We start from the raw sequence: 16,846 nt of genomic DNA on the forward strand, positions 1-16,846 counted from the left end.
CGGAAAGGCACGGCATGTTAGATGTCTATTCTAATGTATAATGCTTGGGAAGGGAAGCTGTCTGAATATGTAACTTTTGTTATTAAAATCGTTTGGTTTTTCCGATTGTCGGCGCAAACACTTCTTCGGCGGGGACAGGTTTGCCAAACAGGAATCCTTGCAGCTTGATGTCCGGCACATCACGCAGGAAGTCATACTGCGCCTTGGTTTCAACGCCTTCTGCGGTGACCGACAGACCCAACGCACCCGCCATTGCCAGCATTGCGTTGATCAGGGCCACGTCATCACTGTTGCCCGGTACTCCGCTTACAAAGGCACGGTCGATCTTGATGCGACTGATCGGCAGGCTTTTGATCGACCGCAGGCATGAATAGCCGGTGCCGAAATCGTCAATTGCCAGTGAAACGCCCACTTCCCGCAGGTCGTGCAGGGTCTGGATCATGCTGATTTCGTCCTGGATCATGCTTTCGGTGACTTCGATTTCAAGATCCTCGGCCGGGAGGCCGGAAATCGCCAGTTCATGGGCGATGCTGTCGGCAAAACCGGGTTGCTGCATCTGGCGGACCGACACATTGACGGCCACACGGAGTTTCTGGCCATATTCATCCTGCCAGCGACGGGCCTGGTGGCAGGCTTCGCGGATCACCCAGCTGCCAATTTCAAGGATAAGCCCGCTTTTCTCGGCAATCGGGATGATTTCATGGGGGCCGACAAGCCCGTGGACCGGATGTTTCCAGCGCAGTAACGCTTCGACACCGACCATGTCGCCGGTTTTGCCATCAATCTGTGGCTGGTAATGCAGAACCAGTTCTTCGTTTTCAAGCCCGCGTCGCAATTCAAGGGAGCGCGTCATATAATGGGCGGCATTGGCCGTCATTTCCGGCTCATAGAGGGCAAAGGTCCTGCGTCCGCGATCCTTGGCCGCATACATCGCGGTGTCGGCAAGCCGGATCAGATCGTGTGATGAACGGCCATGCACCGGATAGAGTGAAATGCCCAAACTCGCCCCGATATTCATTTCGTGGCCACGGATAAAGAACGGGCGTTGCAGTTCCTGAATGATCTTTTGCGCCAGATTGGCGGCGGCTGTTTCGTTGGGGATGTTTTCGCGAATGATCAGGAATTCATCGCCGCCCAGCCGGGATATGGTATCGGTGCGTTCGGTAATGCCCTTGATCCGGGTTGCGGCAATCAGAATGACCTGATCGCCCGCAGCATGGCCAAGTGTGTCATTGATCGTCTTGAAATCATCGATATCAAGAAACAGGCAGGCGACCATCATGCCACTGGGTTCGCACCGTTCGATCGCGCGATTAAGGCGGTCTGTGGCCAGAAGCCGGTTGGGCAGGCTGGTCAGTCCGTCATATTGGGCAAGGTAATGCAATTCCTGTTCGGCCTGCCGGATGGCGGTCCGGTCAGAGACGATCATCACATAGTGGGTCAGCTCGTGCTCTTCGTTTTCGACGGCAATAACCTGCAGGGACAGCGATATCGGGCCACGACTGGCGTTGTGGGTATCAAGATCGCGATGCCATTGGCGGCGGGCACCCGGCCCGGAAAACAATTCCTGAAAGAATTCGGCGGGATGTTCGTTGGCAGAAAGGAAATAGGGCGGCTTTTGCAGCGTGTTTTCTTCGGTCTCGCCCGTGATCCGGTAATAAGCGTTGTTGGCGTTGGTAACATTGAGGTCCGGATCAAGAATAAGAATGCCGTCCTGGGTGGTTTCAAACACCGTCATGGCTTCGCGCAGCTTGTCCTGGGTCAGGCGCTGATCGGTGATGTCCTGCATCATGCCGATGATGCGTTGTGACCCTTTGCGATCATCGCCAAAGGACTTGCCGCGGGCCCGCAGCCAGCGATAGTTCTGGTCCTTGTCCAGACTGCGAAAGACAACGTCATAAAAATCGCCATGGGCAACCGCATAGGCAAAGGCCTTGCGCACCATGTCGCGGTCTTCTGTTGCGACCCTTTCAAGAAAGGCATCCCAGCTTTCGGTGACGATTTCGGCATTCTGATTAAGGTCGGCATTGCCAAGCCCGGTGGAGTGCATTTGCCGGGTCAGGACATCAATTTCCCAGCAACTCATCTGCGCTGCGTTCATCGCAAGCGACAGACGGTGCTGGCTTTCCGACAGGGCCAGTTCGGCTGTGCGGCGTTCCAGCGCCATCTGGATCGTGGCATGCAGTTCACGGTCCGAAAACGGTTTGATCAGATAGCCATATGGACGGGTTTTTTGCGCGCGCGCCAGTGTCGCGTCTTCTGAGTGGGCCGATAGATAGATGACCGGGATCATCAGGTGCGGGGGTATGCCGGCCGCCGTTTCAATGCCGTCAATATCGCCTTCGATGCGGATATCCATCAGGATGATGTCAGGTGGATCTTCATTGATGGCAGCAAGGGCGTCACTGCCGCGCGTATGTGCGCTGGTGCGCTGGTAGCCCAGCTTTTCAAGCTGCTTGCGCAAATGAAGGGCGATAACACGTTCGTCCTCGACAATCATGACATGGACTGAATGTGGCATCCCGATCACTTCCCTATTTTGAAGTTGATGACAAAGGTGGTTTCGCCATTGGTCGTGATATCAAGCGTGCCACCAATCTGGTCGGCCAGCAGTTCAATCAATTGCAGGCCAAGCCCGTCACTCGTGCCCGGGGTAAAGTCATCAGGCATGCCGCGCCCGTTATCAGAGACACGCAAGGTCACAACATCTTCGTCATTCATCTCGGTCGATACCGTGATCTGACCTTTTGCGCCGTCGGGGAAACCGTGTTTAAGCGCATTGGTGATCAGTTCGTTGGCAATCAGTCCACAGGGCACGGCCTGATCGATGGTGAGTTCGACATGGGCCAGATTGCTTTTGACCTGTACCCGGCTGATATCGACATTGAATGTCGCCAGAAGCGACGAAATAAGGCTTTCGCAGAAATCGGCGAAATTCACCTTGGCGATGTCTTCGCTTTGATACAGCGACTGGTGAATTTGCGCCATCGACCGGACGCGATTGCAGCTGTCGATCAGGGCTTCGCGTGCCTGTATGTCAATGACCGAGGATGTCTGCATATCGAGCAAACTATGAATGATCTGCAGATTGTTTTTCACCCGGTGATGGACTTCGGAAAGCAGGGTTTCCTTTTCACGAAGCGATCGTGCGATCTGTTCTTCGCGATGTTTGCGTTCGGAAATGTCGGAAATGGCCGCAAGGATCTGATGCTTTTCGCCATCAGAGATCGGGTTCAGGCCGATTTCAACCGGGAACTCGCTGCCATCCTTGCGCAAGGCATAAAGATCGCGACCAGCCCCCATCGGGCGGGGATTGGGCCGCTCGGAATAGGAGCGCCGCAAACGCGGGTGTCCGGTGCGGAAACGTTCGGGGACCAGCATTTCAATCGGCTGGCCCAGCAGTTCATCGCGCGCATAGCCAAAAATGATTTCGGTCTGGGCGTTCACCATTTCCATGGTGCCATCCGCACTGATCAGGATCATGGCATTTGGCGCGTATTCAACAACGCGTTCAAATCTTTGATCCGGACTTTTCGTCGGAAAGGCGTTTTCGGTGATGTGTCCACCGGTCTCTCCAAACGACATCAACACACTCCAATCATCGTGTTTGTTTCGTCGATCGGGTTTGCCTTCGCTTGCGGACGATCAATAGTATTAAATTAAACTAATAGTGTATCGCAGCATAAACATATGGATTTGCAATGAAAGATCATCGCAAGTTAAGCGTGCTTCCCCTCTGTCGGATATTTGTCGGCAGGTGGTTAAAGTCAACTACACTTAGGTGTAGCCGCAGAGGTGGCTTTACAAGCAACCGCCTGCAGATAAATATCGGCGATTGGCCCGGTAATTCCGCGATTATTTGGCAGCCATGCGCAACAGGTGCTTGATCTTGGCCCGAAGTGGGGTATAGCTTCGCGCAAACATGCGATCAGCGTGATACGTATATTTCCCGAGAATTTAACGATCCAACTGACAAACAAGGTTTCAAAAATGACAGCCGATCTTCGAGATGCCGCACTTAACAGCAACGTCTGGGCTTTTCAGGAAGCCAGCAAGCTGGTCAAGCGGTATAAACAGAAGGCGCCTGAAAAGGGCTATGTCCTTTTTGAAACCGGTTATGGTCCGTCGGGTCTGCCGCATATCGGCACCTTTGGCGAAGTTGCGCGCACGACCTATGTCCGTCGCGCGTTTGAAACCATGTGCGATATCCCGACCAAGCTGTTCTGCTTCTCCGATGACATGGACGGGCTTCGCAAGGTGCCCGACAACATCCCGAACAAGGATATGGTCGCCCAGCATCTTGGCAAGGCACTGACCAGCGTTCCGGACCCGTTTGGCACTCATGAAAGCTTTGCCCATCACAATAATGCCAAGCTGCGTGAATTCCTTGATGGTTTCGGGTTCGAGTATGAATTCAAATCATCGACCGAATGTTATCGTTCGGGCATGTTTGACGAGGCGCTTTTGCGCCTTCTGGAACGTTATGACGCGATCCAGAAAATCATGTTGCCGACCCTTGGTGAAGAACGCCGTGCGACTTATAGCCCGTTCATGCCGGTCGAGCCGGGCACCAACAAGGTCCTGATGGCCAAGGTGACCGAGCTTAAGCCGGAAAGCGGCAGCATCGTTTACGAACATCCGGAAACCGGTGATCTGGTCGAAACGCTGGTGACGGGGGGCAATTGCAAGCTGCAATGGAAGCCGGACTGGGCGATGCGCTGGTATGCGCTGGGCGTTGATTATGAAATGGCCGGTAAAGACCTTATTCCGTCGGTCGAGCTTGGCAACAAGATCGTCAAGGCACTTGGCGGCACCCCGCCGGAAGGCTTCAACTACGAGCTGTTCCTCGATGAGAACGCCCAGAAGATTTCCAAATCCAAGGGCAATGGTCTTTCGATGGAAGACTGGCTGAAATATGCGCCGGAAGACAGCCTGTCGCTGTTCATGTTCCAGAAGCCGAAAACCGCAAAGCGTCTGTATTTCGATGTCATCCCGAAAACCGTCGATGAGTACCTGACCTTTGCTGAAAAGCTTAAAACCGAAACCGATCCGGAAAAGATCCTTCAGAACCCGGCCTGGCACATTCACGCCGGGACCGCACCGGATCGCGAAATTCCGTTGTCGTTCGGCATTCTTCTGAACCTTGTTTCGGTCTGCAATACCGATGATCGCGACCTGCTGTGGAAGTTCATTTCGCGTTACGCCACCGGCGCAACCCCGGAAACCTCGCCGTATCTTGATAAGCTGGTCGGCTATGCGATCAACTATTACAGCGACTTCGTCAAACCGACCAAGTCGTACCGCGCGCCGACCGAGGCGGAAAAAGCAGCCCTTCAGGATCTGCGCGATACACTGGCTAAAATTGCACCGGGCACCGATCCGTCCGACATCCAGACCGAGGTTTTCACCGTGGGCAAAAACCACAATTACGAAAACCTGCGTGACTGGTTCAAGACGCTTTATGAAGTGCTGCTGGGTCAGGAACAGGGCCCGCGTATGGGCTCCTTCATTGCGCTTTACGGCCTTGATGAAAGTGTTGCCCTGATCGACCGTGCGCTGGCCGGTGAAGATCTGTCGGCCTAAGACGGGGCGATCAGATAAATATAAAAGACGGCTCGCCTTTGGCGGGCCGTTTTGCTTTTTGGGTCATATCATTCAATAATTTGCCGATCAGACCGGCTATGGCGGTGCTTTGCGTCACCAGCAAGGAATTGAATGATATGGGATTTTGGCAGAAATCAATGATCGCGGTTGCATGTTCCAAACCGCTTCGTACCCTTGGCGAGGCGATTGGACGCAAGACCGGACTGGCCGCGCAGTTTGTCAGTGCGAACGATGGCATTGGTCATGTGTCGCGGGCAAATGCGCTGGCAGCACAAGGTATCCGGATTTCAAGCTTCTATCTTGGTGAATATGTCGAAGACATAACGCAGGTCCGTGAAACGGTCGATCAGCTTGGCTTTGTGATGCCAAGCCTCGATATGTCTGGACTGGATGTGCATGTGTCGATTGATCCGTCCCAGCTGGGCTATATGCAGGGCGAGGCGGTCCTGACCAAACATGTCGACGAGATCGCAAACAAGATCCGCAATATTGCAGCACAGGCCAATTCATCGCAGACCATCCGGCTTATGATCGATATGGAAGATTTCGATATGGTCGATGACACGCTGGCCCTGCATCATCGGTTGGCGACGGCTGGTGTGCCGGTTGCCCAAACCCTTCAAGCTCGTTTGCACCGGACGGAATCTGATCTGAACGACATGATTGCACGCGGGGCGATGGTGCGGTTGGTCAAGGGGGCAATGGCCCCACCGGCAAGCGTATCCTTTACCGACCGTGACCAGATTGATGACAACTATCTGAAACTGGCCGGGATGATGTTGTCAGATGCCGCCAAACAAAGCGGGTTTTTCCCGGTCTTTGGTAGTCATCACCGAGACTTGGTGCTCAGGATTGCCAAGCTCGCCGATCAAAACGGCTGGGCGCGCGATCAGTTCGAGTTTGAAATGCTTTATGGCGTTAATCAGCCTTTGCAACGTGAACTGGTTGCGGCGGGATATCGCCTTCGGCTGTATGCGCCGTTTGGCAAGGACTGGTGGGCCTACGCCTGGCGTCGGGTGGGGGAAAACCCGCGCAACCTGTCGCTTTTGATGAAATCGGGGCTTAATCGATAACCAAGAAACTTTGAGGCCAGCATGAATGTGTGCTGGCCTCAACGCTTAAATCAGCTTGGCGGCAGGTAACGCCGCAGCGGATGATTTTCAAACGGCGCCAGAAGCACATGGCGGGCACGTTGCCAACCCACACCAAACGCCATCACCAGTCCGCCAACGATGAAGCAGACCAGAACGATGGTCATCGATGGATCAATCGCCGCACCCTCGAACCCGGATTGCAGCAAATAGCCAACATAGATCAGGCCACTGATGATCGGTGACCGGCGATCCAGGATCAGGGACAGCACCATGGCAATGATGATCACCGGGATCATCGCAAGGGCGGCGGCCTCAAACGTTGCGGCAATCGAATGGATGGTCAGCGGTGCGCCAAAGACATAAAGCCAGAACGCGCATTCCGCCCAACCATTGATCCGCTTGGGATCGCGGCTGTCGATAAAGATCGCAAGGGCGAGCAACAATATGCCCGTCGCCGTGATCAGATAGGGGATATAGGGTTCTGCCGCCGGGCCGAATGTCGCCATCAAAGCAGACCAGAAAACGCCAACGAGCCCTGCGGCAATCAGTGCAAAGGATACCGGCAGGCGATATCGCAGGAAAAAGCCCAGCTGGAAGGCAAAGCCGATGATGGCGACAAACACCAGCACGTTCATCGACCGCTGCCCGAAATCAATCACCGTATCAAGATCGGACAACTGCCCGGCAGGTCCGGCAAGCGACATGTAAATCGCCACCGCATAGATCATCAATGTCGCGCCAAGGGCGGCCATAATCGCGATCGAGGGCAGGGACGCCTTGAGCTTGCCGGCAATATATTCCGCCAGCGCGACATAGGCGATCATGGCAAGCGGTGGCGCGATCCAAAACGCCGGGCCATTGGCAAGCAAGCCCCACAGAACGAACCAGCCGATGGTCAGTGCGCATATGCCAAGGGCAATGAAGATGTCATTCATGCCGCGAAACAGCGTGAATTTTTCTGTTTCAGGCGACTCTTGTGCTTGTTTAGCAAGGTAGCCTTCGAGCCTTGAAAAGGCCTCTTCGCTGAGCACGCCGGCCGATACCGCATTTCGGATATCGGCAAGGGTGAATTGATTGTTTTTCACGGTGGCTCCGGAGTGTGTTGTTGCTCTTGTGCCGTTTTGGCGTGTGTCCGATGGGTCAGTGATACACGCGATGTGCAATGCTTTCAAATTTCTCGGTATGCCTAAAGGCGGACTAAGGCATCGAAAGGGCACCTAATCCGGGCAGTTAACAGGAACATAATGTTTAAGATATAAGTTAGTGAACTGACTTGTATGTGTTGAGGTATCCATGGCCACCAAGCTGAGTTCCGAGCAAAAGCGTCAAAAGCTTGCCCGTGCGGCAATGAATGTGATCTGGCGCGATGGCTATCACGCCGCCACCATTCAGGCAGTCGCGACCGAGGCCGGATTGCCCGCCGGTGGTGTGTTTTACCGCTTTCCGAAGAAACATGACCTTGCCCTGGCGGCACTGGAAACCATGGAAGGGGAGTTTGTCCCGCTTCTGGAAAGTATCTCGACGTCGCGTTCGGTGGCGGATCGGTTGACAAAGTTCTTTGATTATCTTGATGCCATGACGCCGCGCCGGGTCAGTCACGGCTGCCCGTTGGCGAGGCTGATGCTTGATTTGCCCGGCGATGATGATTTCACCCCGTCGCGCAGAACCGGGCGGGCGGTATTTGATGCCCTGATCAACTGGGTTGCAGATCAGCTTGAAGAAGGTGGGCTTGATCGCAAAACAGCCGCAAAGACCGGGCGTCAGATCATCATGCGGTGGCAAGGTGCGATTATTCTGGCCCACAGCATGGCGGATCGGGCCATTCTTGATGATGAGATTAATGAATTGCGCGCACTGGCCAAAGATCTGATTGGCTAAACCCCGGTTGTTTTTCGCCCAAAAGTTGATTGCCATTATTTACGCATTTTCTGATGATGCATTAGGGGTTTGGCGCATTCACCCGATGCGTGTCGCAGTTGGTCCGGCAAACATTTCAAACCAAAGGACACGGGCAATGACAAAGATGAAACTTGTGCTGGTGGCGATGATGGCAACGGTCTTGGCGGGCTGTGCCACCGGCCCGCGCATCTATACCGATGCCGATCCGGCGGCCGATTTCGGACAGTATCAGACATTCGCCTTTGTCGAAGGGGCCGGCAAGAATGCCGAGGCGCAATATCAGACCCTGTCGGGTCAGCGGATCGAGGATGCGATCAACACCGCAATGGTGTCGCGCGGCTATCAGCTTGATATCCATAACCCGGATCTTTTGATCAACTTCCATCTCAAGACCGAGGAAAAGACACGCTCCTCACCGCCGGTTTATATGGGCGGCTATTATGGCTATCGCAGTGGCATGTATGTTGGCTGGCCGGGCTATGTCGAACCGGGCTATGTCGATAGCTATACCGAAGGCACGCTCAGCATTGATCTGGTTGACCGCCAGACCCGTCAGATGGTCTGGGAAGGCACAGCTGTTTCGCGGGTGACCAGTTCGCTTCGCGAAGCGCCGAATGAAACGGTGCGGGCGGCTGTGGCGTCGATCTTTGCGCAATATCCGTATGTGGCGGGCAATAGCGCGCCCAGAGCCTTGACGCAGTAAGAACGAGGGCCTTGACGCAGTAAGAAAGCGTTCTGACGGAACAAAAAACGGCCCGGATATCCGGGCCGTTTGTCTGTCGATCATGTACTAAATGCGATCAGTCTTCGCTGGCCGCAACAAAGGCCGTGTAAAGGCCCTGCGCGCGCCGCGTGATCGGGCCGGGCTGCAGGTTGCGGTCATCGAGTTTGACGCAAGGGGCGACCTTGTAATAGTTGCCGGTACCAAAGATTTCGTCGGCCGCTTCGAGTTCTTCGTATTTGCAGGTCTTTTCCACGACATCAACACCGTCTTCACGCAAAAGCTTGATCACGCGCTGGCGGGTCAGGCCATTGAGGAACGTGCCATTGATCGCCGGGGTAAAGACCGTGCCATCCTTGGCAAAGAACAGGTTGGCATAGGAAAACTCGGCAACATTGCCAATCGGATCGAGCATCACGCCGGTGTCAAAGCCCGAACTGGTGGCCTCGGTCACCGCACGGCCGACATTGGGATACAGGCAGGATGCCTTGGCCTCGGTCGGCGCGCTTTCCGGCGACGGGCGGCGGAAGCTTGATTTGCGGGCACTAAAGCCGGTCTGGATGGCTTCTGGCATTTCACTGACGGAGATGCACAGCACGAACTGCGCACTTTCGGGCGTAGGTGCGATAAAGCCTTCGCCACCAAACACCAGCGGTTTGATGTAAAGGGCGAGTTCCGGATCGAACTTTTGAACGCCTTCCTTGACCAGGGCGACGATTTCCTCGGTGGTGATCGTCGGTTTCAGACCCATCAGTTCGGCCGAGCGGATCACACGCGCACAATGCGGATAGAGGTCCGGCATTTTGCCATTCATGCGGCGTGCACCATCAAACACGGTCGAGGCCATCCAGAAACCATGGGTTTGCGGCCCCATGATGTTTGGGTTGCCTTCGTGCCATTGGCCCTGATACCAGGTCCAGTTTTTGACAGTGCTATCGGTGGCGGCGTGACCCATTTTTGTACTCCTGTGGGGCGGTTCATTAGCGCTGCCTAGCATAGGATTTTTGCAATCAAATGGTCAAAGAAAACATCACGGTTTTAGTGCCTTTGAAATGTCATGAAACCTTGCAAGCAGTTATGCGATAGGTTTTTCTATAGATAGTTGATTTTGAGACGCTTTCCGCTTTGAAAGGAAAACAAGATGGGTGATGACGTCAAACTTGATCTCGATGCGCGGTTCGAACATGCCCGTGACGTCATCCGCACTGCCGGAAAGCGGGCGATGGAATATTTCGACGGCAGTGCCGGCGATCTTGAGGTCGAGGCCAAGGAAAACCCGCTCGATATGGTCAGTATCGCCGACAAGAATGTCGAAGCGATCATTCGCGATCAAATCGCAGACACCTTTCCCGAGGACGGCTTCCTTGGCGAGGAAATGGGCATCGAAAAGGGCGACAATGATTGCCTGTGGGTGATTGACCCGATTGATGGCACGGCGTGCTTTGTCAATCAGATGCCAAGCTGGTGCATTTCCATCGCCCTTGTCGTCAAGGGGAAGATCGAGATCGCCCTGATTTATCAGCCGTGTGGCAAGGAATTGTTCAGTGCGCGGCGCGGTCAGGGTGCGCTTGCCAATGGCGAGCCGATCAAGGCCAGTGACGCCAAAACCGTCGGAGATGGCGTGATGGGGCTTGGCATGTCACATCGCACGACAAGTGACTCGATTATGCCGTTTATCAAGGACTTGTTGGATCGCAAGGGCATCTTTATGCGGAACGGATCAGGCGCACTTTCAATGGCCTATGCCGCGGCCGGGCGGATGATCGGCTATTACGAACCGCACATCAATCCGTGGGATTGTCTGGCCGGGATCCTGTTGATGCAGGAAGCCGGCGGTTGGGCCAATGATTATCTCGGTGCACCCGATGCGCTTGAAAATGGCGCACCGATCCTGACAGCCGGGCCCAATGTTGCCGAAGAACTTAAATCCATGACCGGTATCAGCCGTTAGGCTGGCTGCGCATCAGGTTGCGGGCGTGTCATTTCGTGCCAGGCGGGCGTCAAATTTGCGGTGAATAAGGCGGGCCAGTTCAGCGTCAATCATCGCGATATCAAGTGGCTTGGTGCAATAGGCGTCAAAGCCGGTCTCGTGAAAGTTTTCGAGATTGTCGTTCGAAATGTCCGCGGTCAGGGCAAGCACCGGAATGGTCGCCTTGACCGGATCGTCAAAGGCGCGGATACGTCGGGTAGCCTCGATACCATCAAGAACCGGCATGTGAAGATCCATCAGAACCGCATCGAAATCGGCCCCGGCAAGAATATCAAGCGCGATTTGCCCATCAGCAGCCGTGGTAATCGTATGCCCCTGCGCTTCCAGCAGTTTCTGGGCAAGGATACGGTTGATTTCGATGTCCTCAACCAAAAGCAGGTTCCATGCGCCCGGATCAGCTGCCTCGGCCTTTTCAGATCGGGCGTCGTCCGGGTTTGCGGTTTGTCCTTCCTGCCGGGCAACGTCGGTTTCGGTGCTGCGTGGCAAGGTCAGGTCAAACCAGAAACGGCTGCCTTTGCCTTCCTGGCTTTCGACTTGCACCCGGCCGCCCATCGCCTGAACCATGCGCTGACAAATTGTCAGGCCAAGTCCGGTGCCACCATAACGACGCGTCGTGGTGGTGTCGGCCTGGGTGAAGGCATCAAAGATCGCTTCGAGTTTGTTTGGCGCAATGCCGATCCCCTCATCGCGCACCGAAATGCGGAATGAAACAGCATCTTCGGTGATGTCGAGTGCCTGCACCACAACCAGAACCTTGCCCTGTTTGGTAAACTTGATGGCATTGGAAACAAGGTTGGTCAGCACCTGTTTAAGCCTAACAGGATCGCCGGTGACATGGCGCGGCAGTTTCGGATCAATATCAAGTTCAAGCGTGCTTTCTTGCGCGCGTGCCGGGACCAGCATCATCGAAACAACTTCTTCGCAGATGTGATGAAGGTCAAACGGGTTTTCTTCCAGCACAAGCTTGCCGGCCTCGATCTTGGAAATATCAAGAATATCGCCAATCAGCGACAGAACATGGCGACCGGCCCCGCGAATGGTCGACAGGTAACTGCGCAGCGTTTCGGTATTGGCATCTTTCTCCAGACTGTCACTGGCAAGCTGGGCATAGCCCAAGATGGATGTCATCGGGGAGCGGAATTCATGGCTCATATGGGCGATGAATTCCGATTTGGCCCGATCGGCCTGCTGGGCCCGGTTCATGGCGTTTTCGGCAGATGCGCGGGCGTCTTCAAGTTCGCGGGTCCGGGTCTCGACCAGATTGACGATGTATTTTTCGGTGCGGTTCAGTGATCGCAGATAGATCAAAAGCAGAATGCTGACTGTGCTGCCAAACACAAAGATCGCCCATGGCTGCCAATAAAGCAGCGTGCCAAAGCCCGGCTCTGACGGATGCAGGACGATTGTCCAGTCGCGATAGCCAAACGTGAAGTTCGAAACATTCGGGTTGAACGGCTTTTCCAGTTCCTCTTGAATGTGCTCTATCGCATAGTTGGCTAACCGGTTGGAATAGATAAGTTTTTTATCAGACTCGGATTTCAGGTCGGCAAGATGGATTTCAAAATTCAGCGGAATGCGCGCCACCCGTGCCGCCCGGCTGATCATGTCGGTCAGGCGCAACACCCCGATGGCAACGCCAAGTGGTGGTCCGGTGCGGTCCCGACGATTTTCAACCGCCAGAAACGCAAGCGAGGTCACGACCGCCGAATTCGCCTGAACAAGTTCGAGCGGCTCGGTCAGGGTGACATTGCCGGTCTGAAGGGCGGTTTCGAGCGCGCGTCGGCGCGAAGGTTCGCTCATCATATCAAAGCCGATGACTTTTTCATTCCCCGACCGCGGGAAGACAAAGAAGACCGGATAATAGGTATCCTGTTCACTTGACGTTTGCAGTTCGCCATCGACAAGGGCGCGAATGGCGAAATTGGTCACCCCGCGCAGCTCGGCATTTTCTTCAATCAGGCCGCGCGCCCGGCGTTCAACATGCGGCGCCCATTCAAGGGCGGCAACACCGGGCCGACGATTGACCCATGGGGCAATCATCGCATCAAAGGTATTGGCCGAAATGCTGCCATGGACATCAAACAGGGTCCGGACGGCGATCAGCGCATCGGTGGCCCCGCCAAGTTCTTCGCGAAGGGACGCTTCAAACGCCAGGCGATACTGGTCGGTCGATGATCGGTCGGCGGCAACAAGCTGGGTATAGGTGTACCAGGATGCCAGCCCCGAGACGCCAAACCCGATCACGCCAATGATGATCGACAATGTCCGGCGTAACCGATGGACATCTTCGGATTGCCGCCCATCAAGGGTTCGCGTTGTGATCGCGGCAATCCGTTCCATGCCCGCAGCCAGAAACAGGGTGCCGACCGAAATGGCAATGACATAGCCATAAAGGTTGCGAAGGCCTGTATTCAGCCCGACACCGACAAAGGTTTTATTGCCAAGGGCGGCAAAGACGATGATGTCGGCAACGATGACGGCGTTGATCAGAACCGCGCCCAGCAGCCCATAGCGCACCGCCCCCCAGATCACCAGCGGTACGGAGACAAAGATAAACAGATATTCGGGCTTTGAGATCAGCGGCGTTGTCTGAACGGCAGAGGCGAGAACGACGGCCGCAATGACGATGAAGGCAAGCTCGCCATAGTGTTGGAGCGAACGCGATACCGGCTGCCGGTTCATCAGGCGCAAGGTCAGTGGTCCGACCACAATCGCACCAACCAGATCGCCCAGGAACCAGCCCTGCCAGATTTCGCCGAACTGATCAAAGTTGCCGATAACAACCATGCTGAGTGTGGTACTGCCCAGAAGGGCCGCTATGGCAGGGCTACATACCGCGCCCAGCGCAAGGAAAACCAGCATGCTGCGGAATTGCGCCAGTGGATAATTCCCGGCAAGGCGCGTGATCAAAAGGGCGGGCAACACGGCGGCAAGGGTATTGCCCGCCGCAATCATAAGGGCCGCTGGCACCGACGGCGACGTCGCCAGATTAACCAGAAGGGCACCGATGAACACTGCTGGGAAATACCGCCAGCCCCAAAACACCATCGCGGCAATTGCGATGCCCGATGGCGGCCAGACAAGGGTGACACTTGTGCCAAAGAACGGAAGTTGCAGTCCGGCATAGCCCGTTGCGAAATAGGCAAGGATAACCACCAGAGAACGCACAATGTGATGGCGTTGCAGCGTCAAACGATTGTTCCCCTTCCCCTCTGGCATCAGCCGGTTCTTTTGCTAAGACCAAATGTAATGTGTCACCGGGCGGATTTGAATAGATCAATCATCGAATGTGCGCGAAAGGCCAAAGGCTTACTCGAATGCTTATTGGCTGCACCACAGTATACGGGCGACCCAGTCGATTTCCTCTGCCGGAATAAAACGGTCTTCGAAATCGGGATTCAAGGATTTCAACTCCACACCAAGCGCGCCGCGCCGGACCAGTTCCTTGGCCATGACTTCGCCTTCATGGGTTTTAACCACCACGCGGTCCTTGGGGCGGATGTTTGACGCCGGGCTGACAATGATCAGATCGCCATCGCGAAACACCGGCGCCATGGACTCCCCCGATATCCGCAACCCATAGGCGGTTGGATCGTGCAGAGCCGGAAAGGTGATGTCTTCCCATGATCCGCCAACCGGATAACCGGCATCATCAAAAAAGCCGCGATTGCCCGCCTGGGCAAAGCCGATCACAGGGATACGCCCAGCACCATTGCCATCCACCAGTTCGGAAAATTCCCGGAAACTGACATCGGTGACGGAAAGCACCTTGGAAATGCTTTCGGTCGACGGCCAGCGTGCCTTGCCTTGGGCTGTGGTGCGCTTGGACCGGTTGAACGTGGTCGGGTCAAGTTGTGCCAGGCGGGCCAGTCCCGAAGGGGTCAAACCGTGATCTTCGGCGATTTGATCGAGGGCGGCCCATATTTGTTGATGTCTGATCATGCCGCATTCTAGCAGCAGGCAAGATCAGAAAGAAGGAATTAATTCCTTCGTTGAGGCTGGAATCGGCATCAGACAACAATCCTGCACGGTTCAGGCGCCGAAAGTCCTGCAAACCGGGCCGTTCTAATCACCTTGGGCAAAACAAAAAGTATACCGCATTTCCATCGACCTTGATTGCAGCTTTACCCTTCCATTTCAGTGCCTTGATGACCAACTGGCAGGGGCTTTGATCGGATTGAAGGCATGTTCCTCATCTTTGGAATAGGAAATTAATCCTTTACAATGAGAACAAAAAGGGATTATAGCTTGCATATCAACACCGGAATTGCATCTGGAAATAAGTCGGGCCTTCCGGGGATCGACTGAAAAGACGGCGAGAACCGTCGATATGCGCGGGCGGAAAGCCGCCCTTGGGGACATCACAAACCATTCATCAAACCAGCGTGCATCGCAAGATGCGCGAACGGGAAAGTTTTATCTTTTTCAAAGGTTTGACGCGGTGAAGGGTTGGTTGCAGGTCCGGTGGAATGAACAGGTTTTATCCAGCAGGAGGGCGACGTGACCGAACAACGACTTTTTCCCAAACCGCATTCTGCGCGCAACATCACCCCTTTTTCCAGTGCGAGGCAGGCGTGGTTCTGGTTCGTGCGCTGTCAGACTGCGCGGATCGAGGGTGCGCGTGTGGTGGCCGACGCGGGCGAGGTGGTCCGACCCTGTGACCCTGATGATGTCTATAACGCGGTGATGCGCCTTAAAAAGGCGGGCATTCTGGGCGACCGACATTTGCAGGTACTGGAATATTTCGGGCTGGTTGAACGTGAACCCGATTCCCGCGATCCACGCGAAAAGGACAAGGGGGAATTATGGCAACAGGCCCTTGATGCGCTGGAAAATGTTCTGGTGACGCGCGGCATCGTCAAACGCGGGGAAGACGAAAGTTTCCATCACGAAGATGTCGCTGTTGAACTGGGTGGGGATCTGTCGCCATGCGGGATGTAACCAACGTGCTCACACAAGCCCAAACCGCTGAAACAGCACAGGACTCCGCCGGTCCATGGATGGATCACTGGGCCGATCAATCTGCCTCGGGGCACGAGGTTTCAGTGCTTGTCGTCTTTGCCGATGCGCCGGAAAAGCGATTGTTGCGCATCCTGAAACCGGGCTTTCGCCATTGTTTTTTGCTGGTGTCTGGTGTCCGGGCCGGGGAGTGGATCTGCCTTGATCCGCAAAGCCATCGGGTGCGCTGCGAAAGCTGGTGCTATTCGCCGATCTTTGATCCGGCGGCCTATTATCGCGGCCTTGGCTATCACTGCATCTGGGCGCGGTATCCGACCTCGATTGCGCGCAAGGTTCGCTTCGGCCCGATGAGCTGTGTGGAGCTTATCAAACGTTTTTTGGGTATTTCGGCCTTCTGGATCATCACCCCCTGGCAGCTGTATCGTCATCTGCAACAGGGGATCGAGTGCGATCACATCGGGGATGTGTTTTTTTCTGAAAAATGTTCTTGATTTGTTCTTTTTCATGTGGCATAAGAGACAAATCAACGCCACAGATGCGCCCGCAGGGTTCCGACCCTTGCGGGCGTTTTTGCGTTTG

The 16,846-nt window shown here is 55.0% G+C and carries 13 protein-coding genes; 7 read left to right on the plus strand and 6 right to left on the minus strand.

Annotation, left to right across the window (positions count from 1 at the left end; genetic code table 11):
• Positions 1-82: 82 nt before the first annotated feature.
• Both TH4_RS15270 and TH4_RS15275 read right to left on the minus strand, forming a co-directional pair.
• Complete coding sequence (locus tag TH4_RS15270) at positions 83-2,521, minus strand: two-component system response regulator (RefSeq protein WP_064781879.1); 2,439 nt, start codon at positions 2,519-2,521, stop codon at positions 83-85.
• 5 nt (positions 2,522-2,526) lie between these two features.
• Complete coding sequence (locus tag TH4_RS15275) at positions 2,527-3,585, minus strand: sensor histidine kinase (RefSeq protein ID WP_064781794.1); 1,059 nt, start codon at positions 3,583-3,585, stop codon at positions 2,527-2,529.
• A gap of 405 nt (positions 3,586-3,990) precedes the next feature.
• On the opposite strand from TH4_RS15275, the gene TH4_RS15280 reads away from it, so the two are divergent.
• Positions 3,991-5,583, plus strand: a complete 1,593-nt coding sequence (locus tag TH4_RS15280; RefSeq protein WP_008890236.1) for a lysine--tRNA ligase — start codon at positions 3,991-3,993, stop codon at positions 5,581-5,583.
• A gap of 137 nt (positions 5,584-5,720) precedes the next feature.
• Entirely contained in the window at positions 5,721-6,677 is a 957-nt protein-coding gene (locus TH4_RS15285; protein ID WP_064781880.1) for a proline dehydrogenase family protein, read from the plus strand.
• Positions 6,678-6,727: 50 nt separating this feature from the next.
• Here TH4_RS15285 and TH4_RS15290 read toward each other — a convergent pair whose 3' ends face one another.
• Entirely contained in the window at positions 6,728-7,783 is a 1,056-nt protein-coding gene (locus TH4_RS15290) for a hypothetical protein (protein WP_064781795.1), read from the minus strand.
• A gap of 208 nt (positions 7,784-7,991) precedes the next feature.
• On the opposite strand from TH4_RS15290, the gene TH4_RS15295 reads away from it, so the two are divergent.
• Together TH4_RS15295 and TH4_RS15300 are read left to right on the plus strand one after the other, a co-directional pair.
• Complete coding sequence (locus TH4_RS15295) at positions 7,992-8,576, plus strand: TetR/AcrR family transcriptional regulator (protein ID WP_064781796.1); 585 nt, start codon at positions 7,992-7,994, stop codon at positions 8,574-8,576.
• A 136-nt stretch (positions 8,577-8,712) separates the two neighbouring features.
• Positions 8,713-9,300 carry a DUF4136 domain-containing protein gene (locus TH4_RS15300; protein ID WP_064781881.1) on the plus strand — a complete coding sequence of 196 codons (588 nt, stop codon included), beginning with the start codon at positions 8,713-8,715 and terminating at the stop codon, positions 9,298-9,300.
• Positions 9,301-9,397: 97 nt separating this feature from the next.
• Here TH4_RS15300 and TH4_RS15305 read toward each other — a convergent pair whose 3' ends face one another.
• Entirely contained in the window at positions 9,398-10,273 is an 876-nt protein-coding gene (locus tag TH4_RS15305) for a branched-chain amino acid aminotransferase (protein ID WP_064781797.1), read from the minus strand.
• Positions 10,274-10,459: 186 nt separating this feature from the next.
• On the opposite strand from TH4_RS15305, the gene TH4_RS15310 reads away from it, so the two are divergent.
• Positions 10,460-11,269, plus strand: coding sequence for an inositol monophosphatase family protein (locus TH4_RS15310; protein WP_064781798.1), 810 nt, complete (start codon positions 10,460-10,462; stop codon positions 11,267-11,269).
• A 12-nt stretch (positions 11,270-11,281) separates the two neighbouring features.
• On the opposite strand, the gene TH4_RS15315 is transcribed toward TH4_RS15310, so the two are convergent.
• The gene (locus TH4_RS15315; RefSeq protein WP_064781799.1) at positions 11,282-14,527 is read right to left on the minus strand and encodes a CHASE domain-containing protein; all 3,246 of its coding nucleotides are present in this window, start codon (positions 14,525-14,527) and stop codon (positions 11,282-11,284) included.
• A 102-nt stretch (positions 14,528-14,629) separates the two neighbouring features.
• Complete coding sequence (locus TH4_RS15320; RefSeq protein WP_008890227.1) at positions 14,630-15,250, minus strand: S24 family peptidase; 621 nt, start codon at positions 15,248-15,250, stop codon at positions 14,630-14,632.
• Between the two features lie 558 nt (positions 15,251-15,808).
• Here TH4_RS15320 and TH4_RS15325 point away from each other — a divergent pair.
• Both TH4_RS15325 and TH4_RS15330 read left to right on the plus strand, forming a co-directional pair.
• A complete protein-coding gene (locus TH4_RS15325; RefSeq protein WP_063087787.1) occupies positions 15,809-16,249 on the plus strand; it encodes a hypothetical protein in 441 nt (146 codons plus the stop codon).
• Entirely contained in the window at positions 16,237-16,758 is a 522-nt protein-coding gene (locus TH4_RS15330; RefSeq protein ID WP_083952810.1) for a hypothetical protein, read from the plus strand. The genes TH4_RS15325 and TH4_RS15330 overlap by 13 nt, the downstream gene beginning before the upstream one ends.
• The last annotated feature ends 88 nt before the right edge of the window (positions 16,759-16,846 follow it).

Source organism: Thalassospira tepidiphila MCCC 1A03514, from assembly GCF_001662875.1.
Lineage (GTDB): Bacteria > Pseudomonadota > Alphaproteobacteria > Rhodospirillales > Thalassospiraceae > Thalassospira > Thalassospira tepidiphila.

What these genes read in the sequence shown, in the direction of transcription:
- TH4_RS15310 (WP_064781798.1), top strand. Translation starts at nt 10,460, where the DNA reads ATGGGTGATGACGTCAAACTTGATCTCGATGCGCGGTTCGAACATGCC.
- TH4_RS15305 (WP_064781797.1), bottom strand. Translation starts at nt 10,273, where the DNA reads ATGGGTCACGCCGCCACCGATAGCACTGTCAAAAACTGGACCTGGTAT.
- TH4_RS15280 (WP_008890236.1), top strand. Translation starts at nt 3,991, where the DNA reads ATGACAGCCGATCTTCGAGATGCCGCACTTAACAGCAACGTCTGGGCT.
- TH4_RS15270 (WP_064781879.1), bottom strand. Translation starts at nt 2,521, where the DNA reads ATGCCACATTCAGTCCATGTCATGATTGTCGAGGACGAACGTGTTATC.
- TH4_RS15285 (WP_064781880.1), top strand. Translation starts at nt 5,721, where the DNA reads ATGGGATTTTGGCAGAAATCAATGATCGCGGTTGCATGTTCCAAACCG.
- TH4_RS15275 (WP_064781794.1), bottom strand. Translation starts at nt 3,585, where the DNA reads ATGTCGTTTGGAGAGACCGGTGGACACATCACCGAAAACGCCTTTCCG.
- TH4_RS15315 (WP_064781799.1), bottom strand. Translation starts at nt 14,527, where the DNA reads ATGCCAGAGGGGAAGGGGAACAATCGTTTGACGCTGCAACGCCATCAC.
- TH4_RS15330 (WP_083952810.1), top strand. Translation starts at nt 16,237, where the DNA reads ATGCGGGATGTAACCAACGTGCTCACACAAGCCCAAACCGCTGAAACA.
- TH4_RS15320 (WP_008890227.1), bottom strand. Translation starts at nt 15,250, where the DNA reads ATGATCAGACATCAACAAATATGGGCCGCCCTCGATCAAATCGCCGAA.
- TH4_RS15300 (WP_064781881.1), top strand. Translation starts at nt 8,713, where the DNA reads ATGACAAAGATGAAACTTGTGCTGGTGGCGATGATGGCAACGGTCTTG.
- TH4_RS15295 (WP_064781796.1), top strand. Translation starts at nt 7,992, where the DNA reads ATGGCCACCAAGCTGAGTTCCGAGCAAAAGCGTCAAAAGCTTGCCCGT.